This is a genomic window from Streptomyces sp. NPDC046349, assembly GCF_055587885.1.
Genome location: NZ_JBVJFK010000014.1, coordinates 77,307 through 100,292, shown reverse-complemented (window position 1 = coordinate 100,292; position 22,986 = coordinate 77,307). Strand labels below are relative to the sequence as shown.

Annotated in this window: 21 protein-coding genes and 1 pseudogene; 13 read left to right on the top strand and 9 right to left on the bottom strand. The window is 72.6% G+C overall.

Features of this window, described 5'->3' with window-relative positions:
* Nucleotides 1–247: 247 nt before the first annotated feature.
* Nucleotides 248–2,029 (top strand): N-acetylglutaminylglutamine amidotransferase, encoded by a 1,782-nt coding sequence (locus ACZ6JS_RS29525; protein ID WP_469302398.1) that lies wholly within the window; start codon nucleotides 248–250, stop codon nucleotides 2,027–2,029.
* A gap of 56 nt (nucleotides 2,030–2,085) precedes the next feature.
* On the top strand, nucleotides 2,086–4,230 hold the full coding sequence (locus ACZ6JS_RS29520; protein ID WP_469302645.1) for a S9 family peptidase: 2,145 nt from the start codon (nucleotides 2,086–2,088) through the stop codon (nucleotides 4,228–4,230).
* A gap of 6 nt (nucleotides 4,231–4,236) precedes the next feature.
* On the opposite strand, the pseudogene ACZ6JS_RS29515 reads toward ACZ6JS_RS29520, so the two are convergent.
* A pseudogene (locus ACZ6JS_RS29515) lies at nucleotides 4,237–4,395 on the bottom strand (SDR family oxidoreductase); the annotation flags it as partial.
* 113 nt (nucleotides 4,396–4,508) lie between these two features.
* On the opposite strand from ACZ6JS_RS29515, the gene ACZ6JS_RS29510 reads away from it, so the two are divergent.
* The 9 genes from ACZ6JS_RS29510 (at nucleotide 4,509) to ACZ6JS_RS29470 (ending at nucleotide 13,083) form a co-directional block, all read left to right on the top strand.
* Nucleotides 4,509–4,889 (top strand): hypothetical protein, encoded by a 381-nt coding sequence (locus tag ACZ6JS_RS29510; RefSeq protein ID WP_469302397.1) that lies wholly within the window; start codon nucleotides 4,509–4,511, stop codon nucleotides 4,887–4,889.
* A 117-nt stretch (nucleotides 4,890–5,006) separates the two neighbouring features.
* The gene (locus tag ACZ6JS_RS29505; RefSeq protein ID WP_469302395.1) at nucleotides 5,007–6,119 is read left to right on the top strand and encodes a glutamate--cysteine ligase; all 1,113 of its coding nucleotides are present in this window, start codon (nucleotides 5,007–5,009) and stop codon (nucleotides 6,117–6,119) included.
* 54 nt (nucleotides 6,120–6,173) lie between these two features.
* The gene (locus ACZ6JS_RS29500) at nucleotides 6,174–6,380 is read left to right on the top strand and encodes a hypothetical protein (protein WP_469302393.1); all 207 of its coding nucleotides are present in this window, start codon (nucleotides 6,174–6,176) and stop codon (nucleotides 6,378–6,380) included.
* A gap of 119 nt (nucleotides 6,381–6,499) precedes the next feature.
* The gene (locus ACZ6JS_RS29495) at nucleotides 6,500–6,805 is read left to right on the top strand and encodes a hypothetical protein (protein WP_469302392.1); all 306 of its coding nucleotides are present in this window, start codon (nucleotides 6,500–6,502) and stop codon (nucleotides 6,803–6,805) included.
* 46 nt (nucleotides 6,806–6,851) lie between these two features.
* Complete coding sequence (gene ppk2 / locus ACZ6JS_RS29490; RefSeq protein WP_469302390.1) at nucleotides 6,852–7,826, top strand: polyphosphate kinase 2; 975 nt, start codon at nucleotides 6,852–6,854, stop codon at nucleotides 7,824–7,826.
* A 188-nt stretch (nucleotides 7,827–8,014) separates the two neighbouring features.
* The gene (locus ACZ6JS_RS29485) at nucleotides 8,015–9,145 is read left to right on the top strand and encodes an amidinotransferase (protein WP_469302389.1); all 1,131 of its coding nucleotides are present in this window, start codon (nucleotides 8,015–8,017) and stop codon (nucleotides 9,143–9,145) included.
* Between the two features lie 136 nt (nucleotides 9,146–9,281).
* Entirely contained in the window at nucleotides 9,282–9,917 is a 636-nt protein-coding gene (locus tag ACZ6JS_RS29480; RefSeq protein WP_469302387.1) for a 2Fe-2S iron-sulfur cluster-binding protein, read from the top strand.
* Complete coding sequence (locus ACZ6JS_RS29475; protein WP_469302385.1) at nucleotides 9,914–10,942, top strand: FAD binding domain-containing protein; 1,029 nt, start codon at nucleotides 9,914–9,916, stop codon at nucleotides 10,940–10,942. Before ACZ6JS_RS29480 ends, ACZ6JS_RS29475 begins: the two co-directional genes overlap by 4 nt.
* Before the next feature lie 29 nt (nucleotides 10,943–10,971).
* Nucleotides 10,972–13,083, top strand: a complete 2,112-nt coding sequence (locus ACZ6JS_RS29470) for a xanthine dehydrogenase family protein molybdopterin-binding subunit (protein WP_469302383.1) — start codon at nucleotides 10,972–10,974, stop codon at nucleotides 13,081–13,083.
* Between the two features lie 67 nt (nucleotides 13,084–13,150).
* Here the strand turns inward: ACZ6JS_RS29470 and ACZ6JS_RS29465 are convergent, their stop codons facing one another.
* On the bottom strand, nucleotides 13,151–14,116 hold the full coding sequence (locus tag ACZ6JS_RS29465) for a GlxA family transcriptional regulator (protein ID WP_469302381.1): 966 nt from the start codon (nucleotides 14,114–14,116) through the stop codon (nucleotides 13,151–13,153).
* A 274-nt stretch (nucleotides 14,117–14,390) separates the two neighbouring features.
* On the opposite strand from ACZ6JS_RS29465, the gene ACZ6JS_RS29460 reads away from it, so the two are divergent.
* Nucleotides 14,391–15,575, top strand: coding sequence for a zinc-dependent alcohol dehydrogenase (locus ACZ6JS_RS29460; protein WP_469302380.1), 1,185 nt, complete (start codon nucleotides 14,391–14,393; stop codon nucleotides 15,573–15,575).
* A gap of 21 nt (nucleotides 15,576–15,596) precedes the next feature.
* Here the strand turns inward: ACZ6JS_RS29460 and ACZ6JS_RS29455 are convergent, their stop codons facing one another.
* Nucleotides 15,597–17,186, bottom strand: a complete 1,590-nt coding sequence (locus ACZ6JS_RS29455) for a phytoene desaturase family protein (RefSeq protein WP_469302378.1) — start codon at nucleotides 17,184–17,186, stop codon at nucleotides 15,597–15,599.
* Nucleotides 17,179–17,631 carry an SRPBCC family protein gene (locus tag ACZ6JS_RS29450; protein ID WP_469302377.1) on the bottom strand — a complete coding sequence of 151 codons (453 nt, stop codon included), beginning with the start codon at nucleotides 17,629–17,631 and terminating at the stop codon, nucleotides 17,179–17,181. Before ACZ6JS_RS29450 ends, ACZ6JS_RS29455 begins: the two co-directional genes overlap by 8 nt.
* Before the next feature lie 171 nt (nucleotides 17,632–17,802).
* On the opposite strand from ACZ6JS_RS29450, the gene ACZ6JS_RS29445 reads away from it, so the two are divergent.
* Entirely contained in the window at nucleotides 17,803–18,699 is an 897-nt protein-coding gene (locus tag ACZ6JS_RS29445) for an SDR family oxidoreductase (RefSeq protein WP_469302376.1), read from the top strand.
* A gap of 181 nt (nucleotides 18,700–18,880) precedes the next feature.
* On the opposite strand, the gene ACZ6JS_RS29440 is transcribed toward ACZ6JS_RS29445, so the two are convergent.
* The 5 genes from ACZ6JS_RS29440 to ACZ6JS_RS29420 form a co-directional block, all read right to left on the bottom strand.
* Nucleotides 18,881–19,378: a hypothetical protein gene (locus ACZ6JS_RS29440; RefSeq protein WP_469302374.1), complete on the bottom strand. Its 498-nt coding sequence runs from the start codon at nucleotides 19,376–19,378 to the stop codon at nucleotides 18,881–18,883.
* 192 nt (nucleotides 19,379–19,570) lie between these two features.
* Nucleotides 19,571–20,131 (bottom strand): hemerythrin domain-containing protein, encoded by a 561-nt coding sequence (locus ACZ6JS_RS29435; RefSeq protein ID WP_469302373.1) that lies wholly within the window; start codon nucleotides 20,129–20,131, stop codon nucleotides 19,571–19,573.
* A 162-nt stretch (nucleotides 20,132–20,293) separates the two neighbouring features.
* The gene (locus ACZ6JS_RS29430; RefSeq protein ID WP_469302371.1) at nucleotides 20,294–21,295 is read right to left on the bottom strand and encodes a PHP domain-containing protein; all 1,002 of its coding nucleotides are present in this window, start codon (nucleotides 21,293–21,295) and stop codon (nucleotides 20,294–20,296) included.
* The gene (locus ACZ6JS_RS29425; RefSeq protein WP_469302370.1) at nucleotides 21,292–22,185 is read right to left on the bottom strand and encodes an SDR family oxidoreductase; all 894 of its coding nucleotides are present in this window, start codon (nucleotides 22,183–22,185) and stop codon (nucleotides 21,292–21,294) included. Before ACZ6JS_RS29425 ends, ACZ6JS_RS29430 begins: the two co-directional genes overlap by 4 nt.
* Nucleotides 22,186–22,219: 34 nt before the next feature.
* Nucleotides 22,220–22,849 (bottom strand): flavodoxin family protein, encoded by a 630-nt coding sequence (locus ACZ6JS_RS29420; RefSeq protein WP_469302369.1) that lies wholly within the window; start codon nucleotides 22,847–22,849, stop codon nucleotides 22,220–22,222.
* Between the last annotated feature and the right edge of the window lie 137 nt (nucleotides 22,850–22,986).

Genomic DNA, 22,986 nt, shown 5'->3' with positions numbered 1-22,986 from the left:
ACGCCGTGAAGGTGCGGCAACGGCGGTGATGAGCTCGCGCCCGCTCGTGCCTCGCCGGGCAAGCGCCCGCTTACGAAACTCCAGGCCGGGCAGACGCCGTACAAGTCGACCGCCCGTTCGGACCGGCTCGCACGTGCAGGCCGAACCGGCAACAGGAGTGCAGACGCATGGTGTACGCGACCTTGTCCTCTGTGAAGAGTGGGGCCCACCGGACGCTCCGAGGCGCCGAGGCGCGAGGAGGTGCCCCGTGTGCGGCCTGAGCGGGGAGGTGCGTTTCGACAGCAGACGGCCGGACCTGGCCGCAGTCGAACGCATGACCGATGCGCTGGAGCTGCGGGGGCCTGACGGCAGGGGGGTGTGGTCCCAGGAGGCGGTCGCCCTCGGGCATCGTCGCCTGCGGATCATCGACCTGTCGGAGCGCGGCGCACAGCCGATGACCGACGCGCAGCTCGGCCTCACCGTGGTCTTCAACGGTTGCATATACAACTTCCGTGAGCTGCGCACACGCCTCGAGGGGCTCGGGCACCGGTTCTTCTCGGACTCAGACACCGAGGTCGTCGCCAAGGCGTACGCGGAGTGGGGACGGGAGTGCGTCCGGTCCTTCGTGGGCATGTTCGCCTTCGCCGTGGTCGAGCACCACACGGGCCGAGTCGTCCTGGGCCGTGACCGGCTGGGCATCAAGCCCCTCTACGTGACCGAGGACTGCGACCGGCTCCGCTTCGCCTCTTCGCTGCCCGCCCTGCTGGCGGGCGGCGGAGTCGATACCTCCATCGACCCGGTGGCCCTGCACCAGTACCTGAGCTGGCACGGCACGGTGGTCGCGCCCCGCACGGTGCTGGCGGGCGTACGCAAGATCCCGCCGGCCACCGTGCGAGTCGTCGAGCCCGACGGCACCAGCCGCGACCACTGCTACTGGCAGCCCTCGTACACCCGGCACTCGGGGCTCGGGGACGACCCCGTTGCCTGGCGGGAGGCCGTTGAGGCCGCGCTGCGGACCGCCGTGAGGCGGCGTACCGTCGCGGACGTTCCTGTGGGCGTGCTCCTGTCGGGCGGCCTGGACTCCAGCCTGATGGTGGCGATGCTCGCCGAGGACGGACACGACGACATCCCGACGTTCGCGATGGGCTTCGAGGAGGAGAACGGCGAGGACGGCGACGAATTCCGGTACTCGGACCTCGTCGCCCGTCGCTACTCCACCGACCACCACCAGTTCCTGATTCCGTCGGACCGGCTTCCCACCGCCCTGGAGGCCGCGATCGGAGCCATGAGCGAACCCATGGTCAGCCATGACGCCGTGGCCTTCCACATGTTGTCCGAACAGGTCTCCAAGGAGCTGAAGGTCGTGCTGTGCGGCCAGGGCGCGGACGAGGTGTTCGCCGGCTACCACTGGTACCCGCAGATCGCCTCGGCCCCCCGCACGGGCGCGGCCGACGCCTATGGCCGCGTCTATTTCGACCGCTCGCACGCCGACCTGACCGCCATGGTCCACCCGGACCTGGCCGTCGCCCACGACGCTTCGACAGACTTCGTCCGCACCCACATGGCCGCCCCCGGAGCCGACACGGCCCTCGACGCCGCCCTGCGGATGGACGTGCACGCGCTCATGCCCGACGACCCGGTCAAGCGGGTCGACAACATGACGATGGCCTGGGGGCTGGAGGCACGGGTGCCGTTCCTGGACCAGGACCTCGTCGAGCTGGCAGCGGCCTGTCCGCCGCGGCTGAAGCTGGCGCAGGGCGGCAAGGCCGTGCTGAAGGACGTCGGACGCACGGTGCTGCCCCGGGAGGTCGTCGACCGCCCGAAGGGCTACTTCCCCGTCCCGGCGGTGCGGCACATGGCTCAGCCCGTCCTGGCCCGCGTGCGGGCGGCCCTCACGGCCCCGGAAGCACGCCGGCGCGCCATCTTCGACGAGCACCTCGTGGACGAACTGCTCGCGGCGCCCAACCGTCACCGTGCCCGGCGCGGGGCGAACACCTTGTGGCAGGTGGCGACGCTGGAGATCTGGCTCCAGGCGCACGGCATCCGGTGAGTGGATCCACCGGGTGGTGGGAAGACCCCGGAAGCGGAAGCCTGGGAGAGGTGGCCATGCCCCTGGAGCAGACGAAGCCCGTGATTCACGCATGGGGTACGGCGGGCCCGGCGGCCGCTCCGTCGCCGGCGCCCGTGCCGGTGCGGCTGCCCGACCATCTCAGCGCCGACCCGCCGACCCTGCTCACCGCCCACGGCTGCTGGTACCCGTCGGTCGACCCCACCGGTGAGCACGTCGCCTTCATCTGCGACCGCGCCGGAGTCCCCCAGCTGTGGAGCGGACCGGCCGGCAGGCCCGAAGCCCACGTTCTCGACGGAGATCCCGACCCGGTGACCGAGGTCTCCTGGTCTCCCGACGGGCGTTGGATCGCCTACACGTCCGCGCCGGGCGGCGGCGAGCACACACGCGTCCTCGCCGTGCGCCCGGACGGCACCGGACGGCAGGTGCTCGCGGGCGCCGAGCCCGGGAGCTCCGCCCACCTCGGATGCTGGACCCGCGACGGCGCCGCCCTCGCGGTCACGGTCGCCCAGCCCTCCCTGTCGGGCTCGGAACACACCGGTGCGGGCCACCTCGCGCCGGACGCCGACGCTGCCCCTTCGACGCCCGCGAGGACCCCCGGCGCGGCCTGGTCCGAACGCGGCGGCCCCGCGACCCTGCTCGGACCACCGTCCGCGCAGGCGGCCGTCCGCCCGCTGCCCGATCCGGGCCCGGTCCGAAGCGGCGGGCTGGCCGCCTACCTGGTCGATCCGGACGGCGCCCGCGCGCCCGTGCTGCTGTACGGGGAGGAGGGCGCGGCTTCACTCCGCGTGTGCGACACGAGCCCGGACGGCCGCTTCGCGCTCATCCGGCGCGGCCCGCGCGGCAGGCGCGAGGCCCTCGTGCTCGACACGGCCTCCGGCCGCACCACCTTCTTCCTGCACGTCGCCGACGGAGACCCCTGGATCGGACGGTTCTCCGCAGACGCCCGCACCCTGTGGCTGCGCAGCGACACCGAACGCGAGTTCGCCGCCCTCCTCCGGGTGGGACTGGACGAGGAGGGCAGCGGCCGGGGAGTGTCCGTGGCGGCCGAACGCGACACGTCCCCCCTCGACCTGCTGAACCTCCCCGACCACGGCCGGTGGGCCGTCCTCGCCTGGAACGTGCACGGCGCGACCGAGCTGGAGAGCGTGGGGCTCACCCTCACCGACGCGGACGCGGACGCCGGACCGCGGGGCGTCGGGCCGGTACACCGAGCGGTCCTGCCCCACGAAGTCGTGACACGCGTCGCACCGCTGGAACGCGGCGGCCTGTTCGCCGCGCTGGCGGGCTCGCGGCGCAGGCCCGGCATCTGGGAACTCGACCAGGTCCTTGCGCCCGCACGCGCGCTCTGGTCGGCGCGGGACGAGGACGCGGTCCCGCCCGGGCGGCCTCCCGTACGCCCCGTGCCCCTGCGCTGCCGCGCGCGGGACGGGCTGGAGCTCGGAGGGTGGTACTACAGAGCGCCGGAGCGGGACCCGGGCCGGCCGGGCCCGTGCGTCATCCACCTGCACGGCGGGCCGGAGGAACAGGAACGGCCGGTGTTCAGCCCGCTCTACCACGAGCTCCTCGGCAGAGGCTTGGACGTGTTCGCCCCCGACGTCCGCGGCTCGTCCGGCTGGGGGCGGTCCTTCGTGGACGCCGACCTCGGCGCCGGCCGGTTCGCGGCGATCGACGACGTGGCCGACTGCGCCGCGCACGTGGTCTCGCTCGGCTACGCCGACCCCGTACGGCTGGGGGTGATGGGCCGCTCATACGGCGGCTACCTCACCATGGCCTCCCTCGTGTGGCATCCCGACCTCTTCCGCGCGGGGGTCGCCGTCTGTGGAATGTCGGACTTCGCCACGTTCTTCGCCGGGACGGAACCCTGGATCGCGCAGTCCGCCACCGCCAAGTACGGCCACCCGGAGCACGACCGGGAACTGCTGCGCGCGCTGTCCCCGATGAGCCGCATAGATCAACTGCGCACTCCGGTGCTGGCGGTGCACGGCGAGCACGACACCAACGTGCCGCCGACGGAGTCGGAACAGTTCATCCGCGCGGCACGTGGCCGCGGGGTACCGGCGCGACAGCTGACGCTGCGCGACGAGGGCCACGAGTTCCTGCGTGCGGACAACAGGAGGCTCTACCGGCGGGCCGCCGCGGACTGGCTGGAGCAGTACCTCGGCCCCAACCCGGCCCCCTGACGTCCAGGGCCGCCGCCACCGGTCGTGGCCCATGTGCGATCCGGCCATGGGGTCCCATCCGCAGCATGCCGGCGTCCACGCTCCACGACGCCCCGAACACGTACGACGCCTCAGTCCGGCCAGGAAGACGAAGACAGCGGCGACCTCACGGGCATCGCCGGGCAGTCGCGGGCGGAGCTGCGGCGTGCTGGTGCGCTCAGGAGTGCCGACGGCGGGGCCGGGTAGGCGCCCCGCGTAGGCCTCGGGCGAACAACCACCCGGAAGAGCAGGTGATGATCATGAGTGGAAAGTCGGACAAGGACACGTCGCAGCACAAGGCGAGCCGGCATGAGGGGGCTGAGCACGGCTGGTCACCGGACATCGACGAGGAGCGACAGCAGGACAACCCCAGTGCCCACCGGTCCTTCCACCCCGACCGGTACGCCCCCGCGGCGGGCCCGGGCAGGACCGTGTCGAAGGAGGAATCCGGCAACCCCCACGGCAGGCCCACCGAGAGCAGCAGCCGCGGCGGAGAGGAAGTGGCCCGGAAGGGCGAGGACGGGATGCGTGACAAGGGGCCGAGGGGCAAGTCCCAGCGCCCGAGCGGCGACAAGGACGCCTCCGCGTTCACCGGCGTACGTCCCGAGGACCACCGGACGGACGGGCCCGCCGGCCGGTGAAGGCCGTTCTGCGCGCCCGCCGGTGCCGCGCCGGTGACTGACGCGGTACGGACCGCATGGCCGGGAGCGGGCAGGGCAGGTGCGGTGCGTACGACACGTCGAGCCGCGGACGGTGACATGCGAAGTGTAGGTGTGGAGGAAGAGCTGCTGCTCGTGGATGCGCACAGCGGTGCCCCACGGGCCGTTTCGGGGGCGGTCCTGGCCTCCGCCGACCGTCCGGCCGGGCAGCGTCCCGCCGCCGGGAGGCGGGAGCACGAGTTCGAGAAGGAACTGCACAAGGAGCAGCTGGAGTTCGCGACGAAGCCGGTCACGGAGATGGCCGAACTCCACGAGGAGATCGTACGCATCCGCGGCGAGGCGGCGCGCCACGCGGCGAGCGCCGGTGCCATGGTGGCGGCGGTCGCGACGTCACCGCTGCCCGTGCAGCCGTCGCTCAACGTCGGCCGGCGCTATCGGTGGATCGGCGAGCAGTTCGGGCTCACCGCGCAGGAGCAGCTGACCTGCGGGTGCCACGTCCACGTGTCGGTGGCCTCGGACGAGGAGGGCGTGGCGGTACTGGACCGCATCAGGCCCTGGCTGGCGGTGCTCATGGCGATGAGCGCGAATTCGCCCTTCTGGCAGGGGGAGGACAGTGGCTACGCCGGCTACCGCAGCCGGGTGTGGAACCGCTGGCCCTCCGCGGGCCCCGTCGGGATATTCGGCTCCGCCGACCGCTACCACGAGCAGGTCCGCGCGATGATCGGCACCGGCGTACTGCGCGACGCGGGCATGATCTACTTCGACGCCCGACTGTCGGCCACCTACCCCACGGTGGAGGTCCGGGTTGCCGACGTCTGCCTGGAGGCCTACACCCCGGTCCTGCTCGCGGCTCTCATTCGGGGCCTGGTGGAGACGGCGTCCCGCGCCTGGCAGGACGGACAGCCTCCGCCACGGGTCGGTACGAGTCTGCTGCGGCTCGCCTCCTGGCGGGCCGGCAGGTCCGGTCTGGACGGGCCCCTGCTCCACCCCGAGACCATGCAGGAGACGTCCGCCGAGCACGCGGTCGAAGCCCTGTACCAGCACGTTCGGGAAGCACTGAAGGACCACGACGACGACGAGCGGGTCCGCGAAGGCATTGCACGGCTGCACGAACGCGGCAACGGCGCGCGCGTGCAGCGACGACTGCATGCCGGCGGGCAGGGTCTCGAGTCCGTCGTCACCCGCTGCGCGGAGATGACGGTCGAGCCCTGACGGCGGGGCCGACGCCGGCCAGGACGACGCCGAGGCAGACGATCGGAGCGCGCGATGAGCAAGAAGAGGCAGCACACCCGGGCCGCCGCCGCGGCGCCGCAGGTACCCGGCGAAAGCGGCGATCCGCACCCCCGCCAGGCAGCGCAGGAGGCGATGCCCGCCGACACGAACGAGGGCGAGGCCGCCGACGCCCTGACTCCGGACACCGCCGCCCAGCGCCGGGCCGCCGAGAAGACGGGGGAGCCCGCCGTACCCGAGTAGGAGCCCCCGGCCGACTGCTGCGCACGGGTCGGGCCCGTCATAGGAGTCGGCCCGGTCGGTACATGGTCCGCTCCGTCGCGGGCAACCGCACGTAGGACCGAGGACCAGGGGAGGGGCCGATGGCCGGCAGCGAACTGACGCCGCGAGAGACGGCGGCCTGGGACCAGCTGCTCGCAGAGCTGGACGGCGGACGGCCGCAGGCCGACCACCGGCGCAGACGGCGCGCGGCCGGCCGCCGTCTCGTTTTCACGGCGGCTCTCCTGGTGACCGCGCTTTCCATGCTCATGGCAGGCAGCTTCGCCGGGTCCGGTCTCCTGGCCTGGAGCGGGGTGATCGCCTGGGTGAGCGCCGTACTGATCATCTCCCACCACCAGGGTCACGGCCCTCGACGCCCCATGCGCCAGGCACCGGACCATCCGCCGTGAAAGCGTGCTCCCCTATATTTGTCGCCCTTCTGGGTAGGCGCGTGGCGTGAGTGATCCGAAATCGAAATCGCGGCCGCAGGAAGCCGAAGACCTGCTCTCCGGCCTGAGTGTGGACGACCGCCGGCCGGAGCAGCCGGTCCTGCTGGACGCCTCCGGGGCGCCGATCCGCACGTGGCGCGAGAACTATCCGTACGACCGCAAGGTCAGGCGCCGGGAGTACGAGCGGACGAAGCGAGTCCTGCAGATCGAGCTCCTCAAACTGCAGCGCTGGGTCCACGACACGGGCGCGCGCCTGGTGGTGATCTGCGAGGGCCGGGACGCCGCGGGCAAGGGTGGCACGATCCAGCGGTTCACGGAGCGGCTCAATCCCCGCGAGGCGCGGATCGTGGCCCTGGACAGGCCGACCGAGCGGGAGGAGGGCCAGTGGTATTTCCAGCGGTACGTCCCGCACCTGCCGGCTGCCGGTGAGATCGTCTTCTTCGACCGGTCCTGGTACAACCGGGCCGGCGTGGAGAAGGTCATGGGGTTCTGCACGCCGGAGCAGTGCGAGCAGTTCCTGCGGCAGTGCCCCGCTTTCGAGGCCATGCTGGTGGAGGACGGGATCCTGCTGGTGAAGTTCTGGTTCTCGGTCTCCCGTGCCGAACAGCGCACCCGCTTCGCGATCCGGCAGGTCGATCCGGTGCGCCAGTGGAAACTCTCGCCCACCGACCTGGCCTCCCTTGACCTGTGGGACGCCTACACCGCGGCGAAGGTCGAGATGTTCCGTGCGACCGACAAGGCTCGCGCTCCGTGGACGGTGGTCAAGACCAACGACAAGCGCCGCGGCCGGCTGGAGGCCATGCGGAGCCTGTTGTGGCGCATCGACTACGACCGCAAGGACGAGGCGGCGGTCGGCCGGCCCGACGCCCTCATCGTCGGCGCCGCCGACACCCTCCTCGAGGCCGGTGAAGAGCCGACCGACCTCTCACCGACACCTCTGGCCGGGCCGCCCCTCGGCCCCGGCCTGCACCCCGGCCCGTAGCGGTACCGGCGACGCGGGCCGGCAAGATCCGCAAAGGACGGCCTAGATGCCCGCTTTCGGGGTAGGCGCCGGACGAGGGCCCCGGACGGACGGTGTGGCCGTGCAGCTCTGCGGAGGCGTCCGGGGCGCCGTCGGACACGACAGTCGGCCCCGGTCGGCCGGGACCGCCCGAGTATCTGGTCAGGCTTATGGACATCACTACTGCCGCGCCGGTTGACGACGGCGCCACCGCCAAGACTCTCGTCTCTCCCGTCGCTTCGCACAACGAGTGGGATCCGCTGGAGGAAATCATCGTCGGCTCTCTGGACGGGGCGACGATTCCCTCCAGCCACCCGGTCGTGGCCTGCAACATCCCCCCGTGGGCGGCCCGCCTGCAGGGGCTCGCCGCCGGAGCGCGGTTCCCCCGGGCGTTGACCGAACCCGCACAGGAGGAGCTGGACGGATTCGTCGCCCTGCTGGAATCGTCCGGGGTGACGGTCCGGCGCCCGGAGGCGGTGGTGCACCGAAGGCGGTTCGGCACCCCCGACTGGTCCTCCCGGGGCTTCTGCTGCAGCTGCCCCCGGGACAGCCTGCTGGTGGTCGGCGACGAGATCATCGAGACCCCGATGGCCTGGCCCTGCCGGTACTTCGAAACCCATTCCTACCGGCCGGTCCTCAAGGAGTACTTCCGCCGCGGCGGGCGCTGGACGGCAGCCCCCCGCCCGCAACTCACCGACGAGCTGTTCGACCCGGAGTACCGGATCCCGGAGCCGGGGGAGCCGATGCGGTACATCCTCACGGAGTTCGAGCCCGTCTTCGATGCGGCCGACTTCGTCCGTGCGGGCCGCGATCTGTTCGTGACACGCAGCAACGTGACCAACGCCCTGGGCATCGAGTGGCTGCGGCGCCATCTGGGGCCCGGCTACCGCATCCACGAGGTCCGCAGCCGCTGCCGCACGCCGATGCACATCGACACCACGCTGCTGCCGCTCGCCCCCGGCAAGGTGCTGGTCAATCCGGAATACGTGGACGTGGACGACCTGCCCGATGCGCTTCGCTCCTGGGACGTGCTCATTGCCCCCGAGCCCGACCCCATCAAAGGGCCGCTGCTCAATGTCACCTCGATGTGCGGGAAGTGGCTGAGCATGAACGTGCTCGCGATCGGCGGGGGCCGGGTGATCGCCGACCGGCACCACACCGGCATGCTCCGAGCCCTCGAACGCTGGGGCTTCGAGCCGGTCCCCTGCGATCTGCTGCACTACGCCCCCTTCGGCGGCTCCTTCCACTGCGCGACCCTCGACATCCGGCGGCGCGGCACCTTGGAGTCGTACTGCGACTGAACGGGCAGCGAGACGCCGTGTAAAGCCCTCGGGTGTCGTTTCCGGATCTGTCGGGTGCCCTCGCGGGGGCGTGTGGCACGGCCGGGCCCGGGAAGGTGCTAGACATATCTCCCTCAACCGGACATGGAGGATATTCGTGGCGGCACGTGCACGCGCTCCCCGGCAACAGCAGCAGGCCGGTCCACCGGCCACCGACGGCTCCAACCGCTCGCACGTCGCGCTCCGCGTCAACGGCCGGACGTACGCACTCGACCTGGACAACCGCGTCACACTCCTCGACGCCCTGCGCGAGATGCTCGACCTGACCGGTTCCAAGAAGGGCTGCGACCACGGGCAGTGCGGGGCCTGCACCGTCCTCGTCGACGGCCGCCGCGCCAACAGCTGCCTGCTGCTGGCCGTGACGCTGGACGCATCCGAGATCACCACCGTCGAGGGACTTGCCGCCTCCGACGGCGCACTCTCTCCTCTCCAGGAGGCCTTCCTCGAGTACGACGCCTTCCAGTGCGGCTACTGCACTCCCGGCCAACTGTGCTCGGCCGTCGGCGTGCTGAGAGAGGCCGCCGCCGGACATCCCTCGTTCGTGACCGACGCGGCCACCGCGGCGGACGCCGCCCGACCGGCTGTCCTGACCGCCGAGGAAATCGGGGAGCGGCTCAGCGGCAACCTCTGCCGCTGCGGCGCCTACAACGCGATCGCCGAGGCGGTAGCGGCCTGCGCCGCCGCTGAAACTCCCGACCGGACCCCGCCCCCGCCCACGGACGTGACACCGTGAAACCCTTCGCCTACGTACGGGCCACCAGCCTCGAGGAAGCGACCGCTGCCTACGCGAGCCACCCCGGCTCCCGCTACATCGGCGGCGGCACCAACCTGGTCGACCTCATGAAGCACGGCGTGGAGACCCCCGGCACGCTCATCGACCTCACCCGGCTGCCCCTTCACGACTTGCTGGAGCCGCCCGCGGGAGGCCTCCGGGTCGGAGCCTGCGTCTCCAACACCGATCTGGCCGTTCACCCGCTGGTCCGGACCCGCTACCCGGTCCTGTCCCAGGCCCTCCTCGCCGGTGCGTCCGGACAGCTGCGCAACGTCGCCACCGTCGGCGGGAACCTGCTCCAGCGCACCCGGTGCCCGTACTTCCAGGATCTGTCCAAGCCCTGCAACAAGCGGGAACCCGGCGCCGGCTGCGCGGCCCGCGACGGCCTGCACCGCGACCATGCCGTCCTCGGCCACTCGGCACACTGCATCGCCACCCACCCCTCCGACATGGCGGTGGCACTCGCCGCCCTGGACGCCGAGATCGAGCTCCACGACGGCGAACACGGCACCCGCCGGGTGGCGGCGGCCGACTTCCACCGTCTTCCCGGCGAGCACCCCGAACGGGACACCGTGATCCGCCCGGGCGAGATCGTCACGGCCGTGCTCCTGCCCCCGGCCGCCCCCGGAGCCGTCTCCCTCTACCGCAAGGCCCGCGACCGCGCCTCGTACGCCTTCGCCCTCGCCTCGGTGGCCGCCGTGCTCCAACTGGGCGACGGCCGCGTACGCCACGTCGCCCTCGCCTTCGGCGGCCTCGCCCACCGGCCCTGGCGGGCCGCCGCCGCCGAAGAGCACCTCACCGGCGCCGTACCCACCGACGACGCGGTGCGGGAGGCCGTCGACGCCGAACTGGCCGCGGCCCGGCCCCTGCGGGACAACGCCTTCAAGGTCGGCCTCGCCCGCAACCTCGCCCGCGACGTCCTCGCGACGCTGGTCCGCTCCGCCTCCGCCTCCGCCGGCTCCGCTCCCGCCGGCGGACGGCCGTGACCGCCTCCGGCCCGAAAGGGGATCCCGCGATGCCCACCCTTCCCGACGGCCCCTGCGCCCTCGGCGCCCCGGCCCGCCGCCGTGAGGGACGCGAGAAGGTGACCGGAGCGGCCCGCTACGCCGCCGAACGCGCCCTCCCCGACTGCGCCTACGCCTGGCCCGTTCCCGCCACGGTCGTCCGCGGCCGTGTCACCTCCGTCGACACCGCCCCCGCCGCCGCGCCCGGCGTGATCGGCGTGCTGACCCCGTACGACGCGCCCCGCCTGGGGCCGGCCGACGACCCCACCCTGCAGGTCCTGCAGGACCTGCGCGTGCCCCACCGCGGCTGGTACGTGGCCCTTGCCGTCGCCGACACCCTGGAGGGCGCGCGGGCCGCCGCCGCCCGAGTACGGATCACTTACGAGACGGACCCCCACGACGTCACCCTCAGCGCCGACCACCGGGACGCCTACACCCCCGAAGAGGCCAACGGCGGCCACCCCGCAGACCGCCGGCAGGGGGACCCGGACGCGGCGCTCGCCGCCGCCCCCGTGCAGATCGACTGCGCCTACGCGGTGCCGCCCCTGCACAACCACCCCATGGAACCGCACTCCGCCACCGCCGACTGGGACGCGGCACGCCACCACCTCACGGTGTACGACTCCAGCCAGGGCGCGGGCGCCGTCCGTACCGCGCTGGCCGCACTGCTCGAGCTGACGGAGGAAGAGATCACCGTGGTGTCCGAGCACGTGGGCGGCGGATTCGGCTCCAAGGGGACGCCGCGCCCCCACGTGGTTCTCGCGGCGATGGCCTCGCGTCACTACGGCAGGCCCGTCAAACTGGCCCTTCCGCGCGCCCACCTGCCCGCCACCGTCGGCCACCGCGCGCCCACCCTGCACCGCATCCGGCTCGGCGCCCGGACCGACGGCACCCTGACCTCCCTGACCCACGAGGTCACCACCCACACCTCGCGCGTGCGCGAGTTCGTAGAACAGGCGGCGGTGCCGGCCCGGGTCATGTACGCCGTGCCCGACATGCGCACCACCCACCGGGTCGTCGCACTCGACGTACCCACCCCGTCCTGGATGCGCGCCCCCGGCGAGGCGCCGGGCATGTACGCCCTGGAATCGGCGATGGACGAACTCGCCGACGCCCTCGGCGTCGACCCGGTCGAGCTGCGCATCCGCAACGAACCCCGCGTCGAGCCCGACAGCGGCCACCCCTTCAGCAGCCGCCATCTCGTCGAGTGCCTGCGCGAGGGCGCCGAGCGCTTCGGCTGGGCGGGCTGCCGGGAGCCCCGCCGAGAGGGCCCGTACCTCATCGGCAGCGGAGTGGCCGCCGCCACCTACCCCGTCCTCGTCATGCCCTCCACCGCCCGCGCGCACGCCCGCCCCGACGGCCGCTACCTCGTCGAGGTCAACGCCACCGACATCGGTACAGGCGCCCGTACCGTCCTGGCCCAGGTGGCCGCGGACGCACTACGGGTTCCTCTCGACCGGGTATCCGTCGACATCGGCCACACCGGCCTGCCCGCGGCCCCGCTCGCCGGCGGCTCCTCGGGCACCGCCTCCTGGGGATGGGCCGTCCACGACGCGTGCGCGGCCCTCACCGCACGCCTGGAGCGCCACCACGGGCCGCTGCCGGCCGGCGGACTGGCCGCCTCGGCCGACACCACCCAGTCCGCCAAGCAGAAGTCGCCCTACTCCCGGCACGCGTTCGGTGCGCACTTCGCCGAGGTGCGGGTCGACACGATCACCGGGGAAGTCCGCGCTCGACGCATGCTGGGCGTCTTCGCGGCCGGACGCATCCTCAACCCGCTGACCGCACGGTCGCAGTTCAAGGGCGGCATGGTCATGGGACTCGGCATGGCGCTGACCGAACACAGCACGATCGACCCCCGGTTCGGCGACTTCGTCGAGAGCGACCTCGCCGCCTACCACGTACCGGCCCACGCCGACGTACCCGCGATCGAGGCCCACTGGATCGACGAACACGACAAACACCTCAACCCGATGGGCAGCAAAGGGATCGGCGAGATCGGCATCGTCGGCACGGCGGCGGCCGTCGGAAACGCGTTCCACCACGCCACGGGGCGCCGTCTGCGTGAACTCCCCCTGACGCCGGACCGCGTACTGCTCGCACTCGGCCGGGCCGGTGACTGACCCGACCGACGGGTCGAGCACGCACGCGCTCTGCATACGATCGGGCCCCATGCGGCCCCATGCGGCCTCATCCGCGGCGCATCGCCGCACGGTAGCGGGACGGCGCGATCCCGAACCGCTCCGTGAACGCCTGCCGCAGCGCCTCGGCACTGCCGAAACCACAGCGCGCCGCGACGCCCGCCATCGGCAGAATCGTCGAGGCGAGCAGCTGCGCCGCGGCTTCCGTGCGGGCCCGCCTGACGTAGCGGCCCGGTGCCAGGCCGACCTGCTCGGTGAAAAGACGGTTGAGGTGGCGCACCGTCACCCCGGCCCGCGCCGCAAGTGCCGCCGTGCTCAGGTCGTCGTCGGGGTGGGCGGCGATGTGCTCGGCGAGCGCACGGACCACGTCGTCCCGAGCCGGCGCAGCCGCGGTGAACAGGCTCATCTGCGCCTGGTTCCCGGGACGTTGCAGATACACCACGAGGTCCCGCGCCACCTGGCGCGCCAGCTCCGGGCCGTGGTCCTCCTCGACGAACGCGAGGGTGAGGTCCAGCGCGCTCGTCACGCCGGCCGCCGTGTAGACGTGGCCGTCGCGGACGAAGATGGGTGCAGGGTCCACAGCCACCTTCGGGTGCCGCTCGGCGAGCAGACGGGCGAAGCGCCAGTGAGTGGTCGCACGCCGGCCGTCCAGCAGCCCGGCGGCGGCCAGCACCCCCGCACCCGTGCACACCGACGCGACCCTCCTGCTCTCCCGAGCCAGCCGGCGCACGTGCCCGACGAGCCGCCCGTCCGCCGCCGCCTGCTCGAACCCCGTCCCCCCGGAGACGATCAGGGTGTCCAGGGGGCCGGTCAGCCGCTCCAGCGACTGCTCACTGTGCAGGACGAGACCCGAGCCGCAGACGACGGGAGCACCGCCCGGCCCCGCGAGGAGCACCCGGTACGGGACATCGGGCGCACCTATGCCGTTGGCCATGGCCAGGGTCGTGGTCACGCACGCGATGTCCAGCAGCTCCGCTGCCTCGTAGCCGACCACCGCCATCAGCCGCTCCGCCATGCGCCAACCCTAGGCCGAGCGGACGGGTATCCCAAGGGGTACGGACACGCCCGCCGGACACTTCGTGCCGGACCGGGGGTCCCCCTGGTTCCACCCCCACCGCCCGCCCGGCTTCGGTCCGGCCGTCCCTCACCCCGCCCGCACCGAACCGGACTCCGAGCCGTCCGCAGCGCCTCTCCCCGCAAGGAACTCCCACGGCCTGCGGGGGCATGGGTGCGCTGTGAGTGGACAGGCGCCGCACAAGGGTGAACGCGCACGTGACAGAGGAGGCGTGATGAGAGCCGTGACCTGGCAGGGCCGCCGCAAGATCGAGGTGGCCAGTGTTCCGGATCCGCAGATCGTCGATCCCACGGACGCCGTGATCGAAGTGACGACGACCGGCCTGTGCGGATCCGACCTGCATCTGTACGAGGTACTCGGGCCGTTCCTGGACGCGGGGGACATCCTGGGACACGAGCCCATGGGCGTCGTGGCCGAGGTGGGGCCCGAGGTCCGGGAGCTGAAGGTCGGTGACCGGGTCGTCGTACCGTTCAACGTGTCCTGCGGCACCTGCTTCATGTGCGAGCGCGGCCTGCACTCGCAGTGCGAGACCACCCAGGTCCGCGAGCACGGCAGCGGGGCGAGCCTCTTCGGCTACACCAAGCTCTACGGCCAGGTGCCCGGAGGACAGGCCGAGTACCTGCGCGTCCCCTTCGCCGACACCCTCCCGATCCGTGTTCCCGAGGGGCCGCCCGACGAACGGTTCGTGTACCTGTCGGACGTCCTGCCGACCGCCTGGCAGGCCGTCGCCTACGCCGACATACCCTCCGGCGGCAGCGTGGCGGTCCTGGGTCTCGGGCCCATCGGCGACATGTGCACCCGCATCGCCGCCCACCGCGGGGCCGGCAAGGTGATCGGCATCGACCTGGTGCCCGAACGGCTCGCCCGCGCCGCCGGACACGGCGTACAGGTCTACGACCTGTCCGAGTACGGCGATCAGCTCGTCGACGCGGTCCGCAGCGCGACCGGCGGCCGCGGACCGGACGCGGTGATCGACGCCGTCGGCATGGAGGCCCACGGCAGCCTCGGCGTCAAGGCCGCGCAGACCGCGACCGGACTGCTCCCGGACGCCCTGGCCTCCGCGCTGATGAAGAAGGCGGGCGTGGACCGTCTGGGCGCGCTGAAGCTGGCCATCGCGCTCGTACGCCGAGGCGGCACCATCTCGCTTTCCGGCGTCTACGGCGGAGCCGCCGACCCGCTCCCGCTGCTCACGATGTTCGACAAGCAGATCCAGCTGCGCATGGGACAGGCCAACGTCCACCGGTGGGTCGACGACCTGCTGCCCCTGCTGACCGACGGGGACCCCCTCGGCGTCGAGGGCTTCGCCACCCACCACCTGCCCCTGGACGACGCTCCGCAGGCGTACGCGGACTTCCAGGAGAAGCGGGACAACATGGTGAAGGTCCTCTTCCATCCCTGACGCCCGCGCGGTCCGATTCCGTCAGACGCGCTGGGCACGGTGGAGCAGGCCGTGCAGGCCATGGGAGCGCAACGCTGCCCGCGCGGCGTTGGCTCCCGGCGCGCCGTGGACCCCGCCGCCGGGGTGGGCGGCCGCGGAGGCCAGGTAGAGCCGCTTGACGGGCGTCTCGGGCCGGCCGGTCCCGGGGGTGGGGCGGAAGACCGTCTGCTGGTGCAGGGCAGTGGTGCCGTTGTTGATGGCGCCGTTGCGGAGGTTCTCGTCCATCGCCTGGAGGGTGGTGGGGGCGAGGATCCTGCGGGCTGCGATCAGCCCGCGGAAGCCGGGAGCGAAGCGTTCCACCTGGGCTTCGATGCGGTCGGCCATGGCCTGCTGTTCCCGGGGGTCCCAGCGGCCGGAGATGCGGTCGGGGCCGGCGTCGGAGGCGATGTCCTGAGGAAGGTGGGTGTACGCCCACGCCGACTCCGTACCGGCCGGGGAGCGGCTGGGGTCCGCAGTGGTCATCTGACCGAAGAGGACGAACGGCTCGTCGGGGACCTGCCCCGCAGCGATCTGGGCGGCGAAGCGGGTGAGACCGTCGACGCCGCGGGCGAGGTGGACGGTGCCCGCGCCCGCCGCCCCCGCCGAAGTCCACGGCACACGGCCTGTCAGCGCCCAGTCGACCTTGAAGGTCGCGAAATCCCACTGGAAGCGTCCCAGGTCCCGCACGAGCCGGGAGGGGAGGTGTTCCTCACCGACCAGGTCCCGGTAGAGGGCCGGTGCCGACGTGTCGGCCAGTACGGCCCGGCTCGCGTCGACGGTCTCCCCGTCCGCGGTCCTGACTCCGGTCGCGGTGCCTGCACGCAGGACCACGGCCGAAACCCGTTTCCCGCAGCGCAGAACGCCGCCGCGGCGGCGCAGGCGGCTCACGAGCGCCGTGGTGAGGGCACCGGCCCCTCCGAGAGGGACCGGGAAACCATGGCTCTGTCCCAGCATGGACATGAGCCAGCCGAAACCTCCGCTGCCCGCCGCCTCGGGGGCCAGGTCCGCGTGCAGGGCGTTGCCGGCGAGCAGGAGGCGGCCGCCCTCCCCGGTGAACTCCTCCTCGCCGAGGCGGCGTACGGGCAGGGCGAGTTTCCGGGCCAGCCGCAGCCCCCCGCAGGCGCGGAACTCCGCGGCCAGCCGGAGGCCTGACCGGACGGGAGGGAAGGGGGTGAACAGGGCCGCGACGAGGTCCGGCCCGACCCTGCTCCACGTCCGGTACATGTCCAGCCAGGCGTCGGCGTCCGCAGCGGCGAAATCGGCCAGGGCGGTGCAGGTGTCCTCCACCCGCCGTTCCAGCACCGCGCACCGCCCGTCCAAAAGGGGATGGGCCAGGACGGCGGGGGCGTGGCTCCAACGCAGGCCCTCGGCGGCGAGGTCCAGGCGGGCCAGGACCGGGGAGGCGGCGGCGAGCGGGTAGAACGCGCTGAAGAGGTCGGACACGTAGTCCGGATGCACCCCGCGATCGCTTCGTACAGCGCCGCCGGGCGCCTCCTGCGCCTCCAGCACCTGCACGCTCCACCCCGCGTCGACCAGCAGGTTCGCGGCCACCAGTCCGTTGGGGCCTGCGCCGATCACCACCGCGTCAGGCACGGAGCACCTCGTCGGGCTGCTCCTCCACGAGCCTGGCCAGGCGGGCCAGCATGCCGCGGTGCCGCAGCTGGAGCGCCGCTTCGCTCACCGGGTTGTGCAGGGTCCCTCCCAGGCCGCGCAGCGGGTGCTCGTCGCAGACGACGAGGGTCTCCTCACCCCACGGCCTGAGCTGCAGGAATATCCGCGCCGTGCCGAGGGACTCGAACGAGGCCTCCAGCTCCAGTTCCCTGCCGGGCTCCTGGTGGCGCACGGTCGTCGTGCCCCCGGCGGACCAGGGGCCCAGCCGGACCGTGTAGCGCAGCCGGGATCCCGGGGCGGGCCAGGTGTCATCGAGCGGCGTGGATTCGGAGGGGCCCACCACCCACTCCCCGTACAGGGCCGGATCGGCGAGTACGGCCCACACGACGCGGGGCGGACGGCGGACGAGCCGGTGACGTACTGCCACAGTTCCTCCTTCTCCGAGATATCGCACTGTCGCGGAAATGCCACGATCACCCTGCGCGTACCCGAAAAACTCCACATTGCACCTCAAAGCGGACCTGTCCCGAAGGCGGCCGGTTACGCTCCGCAGGGGCATTCTGGAGGGAACAGGAGAAGCGAACCGGCGGAGGCGCAGGTGAGGACGCGGACGCAGAGCGGGCCCTTGGCGGGCCGTACGGTGGTGGTGACGGGGGCGGCGCGCGGGTTGGGAGCGGCTCTGGCGAGGGCGTTCGACGAGCGGGGCGCACGGCTTGCCCTGCTGGGCCTCGAAGGCGGCCGCCTCCACGACGTCGCCCGCTCCCTGCACCACGAGTCGGCCTGCTGGGAGGTCGACGTGACCGACGATGCGGCGCTCGCCGACACGGCCCGGGAGGTGCGCGCACGCCTCGGAGCCGCGTCCATCGTGGTGGGCAACGCCGGCATCGCCGAGGGCGGCCCGTTCGCCGACTCCGATCCCCGGGTCTGGCGCCGCGTCATCGAGGTCAATCTGATCGGCAGTGCAGCGACAGCACGCTCCTTCCTGCCCCACCTCCTCGACACCCGCGGCTACTACCTGCAGGTGGCCTCCCTGGCGGCCCTGGGGACGTCCCCCCTCATGAGCGCCTACTGCGCCTCAAAAGCGGGAGTCGAGGCGTTCGCCCATGCCCTGCGCGCGGAAGTCGCCCATCGCGGTGTCGCAGTCGGGATCGCCTACCTCAACTGGACCGACACCGACATGATCCGGGACGGTGACCGCCACGCAGTCCTGCGCGAGCTGCGCGCCCACATGCCGCCGCCGGCACGCAAGGTGTACCCGGCCCCCCGGGTCGCGGACCGGCTGGCCGTCGCCGCCGAGCGGCGCTCGACCGCCGTCTACGTACCCGCCTGGCTGCGTGCGGTGCAGCCGGTGCGGGCTCTGCTGCCGGCCGTCGTCACTCACATCGCCCGCACCGAGCTTCCACGCCTGGAACGGGCACAGGGTTTCGAGCCGACAGGTCTGCTGGGCGCCGGCGGCCGCGCCGCCGACCCGCGCGGTGAGACGGGGCGCTCGTAGGGCCGCTGCCGACCGAACCCGAGGGCCGTCCCGCAAGCCCGGTCGGTCAGCGCGGCGTCGGATGCGGTGCATCGCAAGGCGGAAGAGCATCCTCACACCCGGCGTATCCAGGCGTTCCGACAACGCCGCGAGGCGCCGTGGCCGTCGTCGTGCGACGCCCGCCGGAGATGACCGGAAGCCCTCAGCCCAGAGCGGCGTTCTCGCTGTCCAGCAGGTCGGACAGGAGTTCCCGGTGGAGAGCGGCGACGGGTTCGAGCAGGTCGGGGTGGCGCAGGAGGGGCGCGGCCTCGTGTTCGTTGTCGCCGGGGTGCGTGAGACGGGTGAGTTCGCCTGCCCGGCTGCGATCAACGAGGCGGTGGGCCACGACGGAGAGAGCGGGGTCGGCGAGGAGGCAGGCGGCCCAGCTGACGACGGTTTCGTCCACCCAGCTTCGCCAGTCGGCATCGGCGCCGCCTTCGGCGCCGGTCAGCCGGTCCAGCCGGCCGCTGCCGCCCGGGCCGAGCAGGTGCAGAAGCTCCGCGTCGAGAGACGCCGGGTACCGCAGGGCGGCGGCGAGCGTGACGGCCTGGCGGGCCTGAGCCTCGGCCAGGGCCCGGCTGAAGGCGCCCGGGGCGGGCGGGAAGGCGGTCAGCAGCCAACGGGTGCCGGCGGCTATGACGGGAGCGAGATCGGCGGACACAGCGGCTTCCTCGGGGGCGTGCCCGCTGGGGCCCGTGCCGGGCCCCGCGAGCTGCGGCGCGAAGCTGCGCCGCTCCGCTCGTGAGCGACCAGGCTAGCCGGAAGCGGCAGCCGTGCGGCATGACGCACGTCACCGTCCGTCCAGGGCGGCGGGCCCGGAAGGGTGCCTGCGGGCCGCCGCCCCGGGCGGGCTTCAGGACTTGCCGCGGCCGGTCACGAAGTCGCGTGCCCGGTCCACCAGGCCGGCGCCCGGTGCGAGGAGCTTGCTGGCGGTGGGGCTGCTCGGGGCGGCCGGGTGGGGGCGTGTGGGTGCCATGGCCTTGGCGCGGCGGATCTTGTCACCGAGGTCGTCCAGCTGCTGCGGGGTGCAGGCTCGCTGCAGCATGGGAAAGAGATTGGTCTCCTCGTCCTGGACGTGGGCGGCGACCTCGTCCATGAGCTGCTGCAGGAGCGGGCTCATCTGCGCGTCGTCGGTGCTCATCTTCTCCAGCTGCTTCAGCATCTTCTCGACGCGGCCGTGGTCCTCGATCTCCTTGTCCGCCATCCGGCCGCCGCCCTGGACGTGCTCGCGTACCGCCGGGTAGAGGTACTGCTCCTCGGCGACCGAGTGCCGCACCAGTTCGATGGTGATCTCGTCGATGAGATCGCGAAGCGCCTCCCCGCCGCCGGTCATGGCCTGGAGACGGCTGAACATCTCCTCCACCTCCCGGTGGTCGGCCATCAGCTCGTCGATCACATTCCCGCCGTGTCCCATCTCGCCTCCATGCGTGTTCGGGGTGGGGCCGCTCCGGCCCGCTCCGATCGGTTCCCCGTCGGGCCGGGGGGCGCCCGGCCGCACAGGGCGTCTCACCCGATCGGAGGGGGCCAGGCAGCCCTGTCACCGCAGGTACGGCGCGGCGGCACGCAGGGTGGGCCCTCACGGTCGGCCGCTTCTGCCGGTCAGTAGCCGCCCGAGCGGCCAGGTCGTGATGAGCCGGTCCGCTCCGAGGCCGACCCGGGCCGCGCGTGCGTAGCCGATGCTCTGCCAGTGCAGCTGTTCGGGGGCGTGGGCGTCGGTGTCCACGGCGAAGAGACAGCCCGCGGCGGCGGCCTGCGCGAGCAGGTCGTCCGGCGGGTCGCGCCGCTCGGGCCGACAGTTGATCTCCACCGCGGTCCCGGCCTCCGCGCACGCGGCGAACACCGCCTCGGCGTCGAAGCGGGACCGCGGGCGCCCCCGGCCGGTGATGATCCGTCCCGTGCAGTGGCCCAGGACGTCGACGTGCGGGTTGCGGACCGCGGCCACCATGCGGGCGGTCATGGGTTCGGGTTCCGATCGGAGCTTGGAGTGCACGGACGCCACGACGATGTCCAGCCGCCCGAGGAGGTCTTCCTCCTGGTCGAGCGAACCGTCCTCGAGGATGTCGCACTCGATGCCGGTGAGCAGCCGGAAATCCGGCCCGACCTGTGAGTTCACCCTGGCCACGGCTTCCAGTTGGGCTTCGAGCCGCTCGGCGCTCAGTCCACGGGCGATCGTCAGCCGCGGCGAGTGATCGGTCAGCACGGCCCATTGGCGGCCGAGGGCGCGGGCCGCGTCGGCCATGTCCTCGAGCGGGCTGCCGCCGTCCGACCAGTCGGAGTGCAGATGGCAGTCCCCCCTGCTCGCGGCCGCGAGGTCCCAGCCCGCGCGGGCGTCCGCGCCGGCTTCGGCCTGCAGCCGCGCCAGATAGGCCGGCACCTCGCCCATAGATGCCTGGGCGATCACTTCGGCGGTGACCGGGCCCACCCCGCGCAGCCGTCCGGCCTGCGAGGCGTCCACCGGGCCCGCCGGCAGGTCGCGGACGGCATCGGCCGCGGTGTGGAAGGCCCGCACCCGGTACGGGGACGCCCCGCGCCATTCGAGGAGGAAGGCGATGCGGCGCAGAGCTTCGCCGGGCGTCATGGCAGGGGCGTTCCGCCGGTGGCGTTGACGATCTCGCCGGTGATGTAGGAGGCCTGGTCGGAGGCGAGGAAGACGTACGCGGGTGCCATCTCCGCCGGCTGGGCGGGCCGGCCCAGGGGCGACTGCTCGCCGAACTTCGTCGGGTCGGGCATCGTCGCCGGGATCAGCGGGGTCCACACAGGTCCCGGGGCCACGGCGTTCGCACGAATGCCGCGCTCGGCGAGCATCTGGGCCAGGCTGTGGGTGAAGGAGACGATCGCGGACTTGGTCATGGCGTAGTCCAGGAGGTGCGGGCTCGGCTGGTAGCCCTGCACCGAGGCGGTGTTGATCACCGAGGAGCCGCGCGGCATGTGGGCCAGCGCGGCCTTGGTCAGCCAGAACATCCCGTAAAGGTTGGTCTTCATCACCCGGTCGAACTGCTCGGTGGTGATCGCCTCGATCCCGTCCGGCTGGGCCATCTGGTAGGCGGCGTTGTTGACGAGCAGGTCGATGCCTCCCATCTCGCCCACTGCCTTGTCGACGAGGGCGGTGCACTCGCCCTCGTGCCGGATGTCGCAGACGACGGCCAGCGCCGTGCGGCCGGCCTGGCGGATGAGGCGGGCGGTCTCCTCGGCCTCGTCGGCTTCCTCGGGCAGGTGGCTGAAGACGACGTCGGCGCCTTCCCGTGCGAAGGCCAGGCAGACGGCCCGGCCGATTCCGGAGTCCCCTCCGGTGACCAGGGCCCTGCGGCCGTGCAGCAGGCCATGACCCTTGTAGGTGTCCTCGCCGTGGTCGGGGCGGGGATCCATCGTTTCGGTCGACCCGGGGTGGTCCTGGTCCTGTTCGGGAAAGGGCGGCCGGGGGTACAGCCCCACCGGATCGGTGAGGTGGGCCTGTTCGTGCGGGGGCATCGGGGTCTCCTTTCGGCACGGCCGGAGGCGGGTGTCAGGTAGAGGGCGGGTAGGGCGCCGCCTTGAGACGGCGGGCGAGGTGGGCGGTGTTCGCTGCGAGTGCGGCGGTCGCGGAGGCCGTCTTCTCGGGGGTTTTGTCCAGGTCCTGGTAGTCGGTGCCGTGCATGGCCTCGCCGACCCAGTAGGTGACCGCGTTCGGGGCGAGGGAGAAACCGACGTCGTTCAGGCCCTGGAAGAGTTCGGCGCTGACGTGGTGGGCGCCGTCCTCGTTGCCGACCACGCACACCGCGGCCGCCTTGCCGTAGGTGAGCATGCGGCCCTCGTCGTCGCTTTCGCCGAGTTCGGCGTCGAGGCGCTCCAGGACGCGCTGGGCGATGCTGGAGGGGTGGCCGAGCCAGATCGGCGTGGACAGGACCAGGATGTCGCAGCCCAGGATCGTGTCCCGGATCTCCGGCCAGGCGTCGCCGTCTCCCATGTCGACCTTGACCCCCGGTTTGACGTCGTGGTCGGCCACCCGGATCACCTTGCCGGTGACGCCGTGATCGGCCAGCGCGGCCATCGTCTGCTCGGCCAGCAGCTGCGAACTGGACCGCTGGGGCGACGGGGAGAGTGTGCAGACCAGCGCGACAGCGCGCAGCGGCGTGGTTTCGGTGGTGGTGTCCATGTGATCCGGCTACCCCGACGGTCATTCCGTATCCCCTCCACGGGGGCGCCTGCCGATCCACGCCTCGGCCCCGGACCTGCTGTCCAGCCTGCTCCGGTGAGACACCCCGCGCTACCGGGGTCGACTGAAGGTGGCAA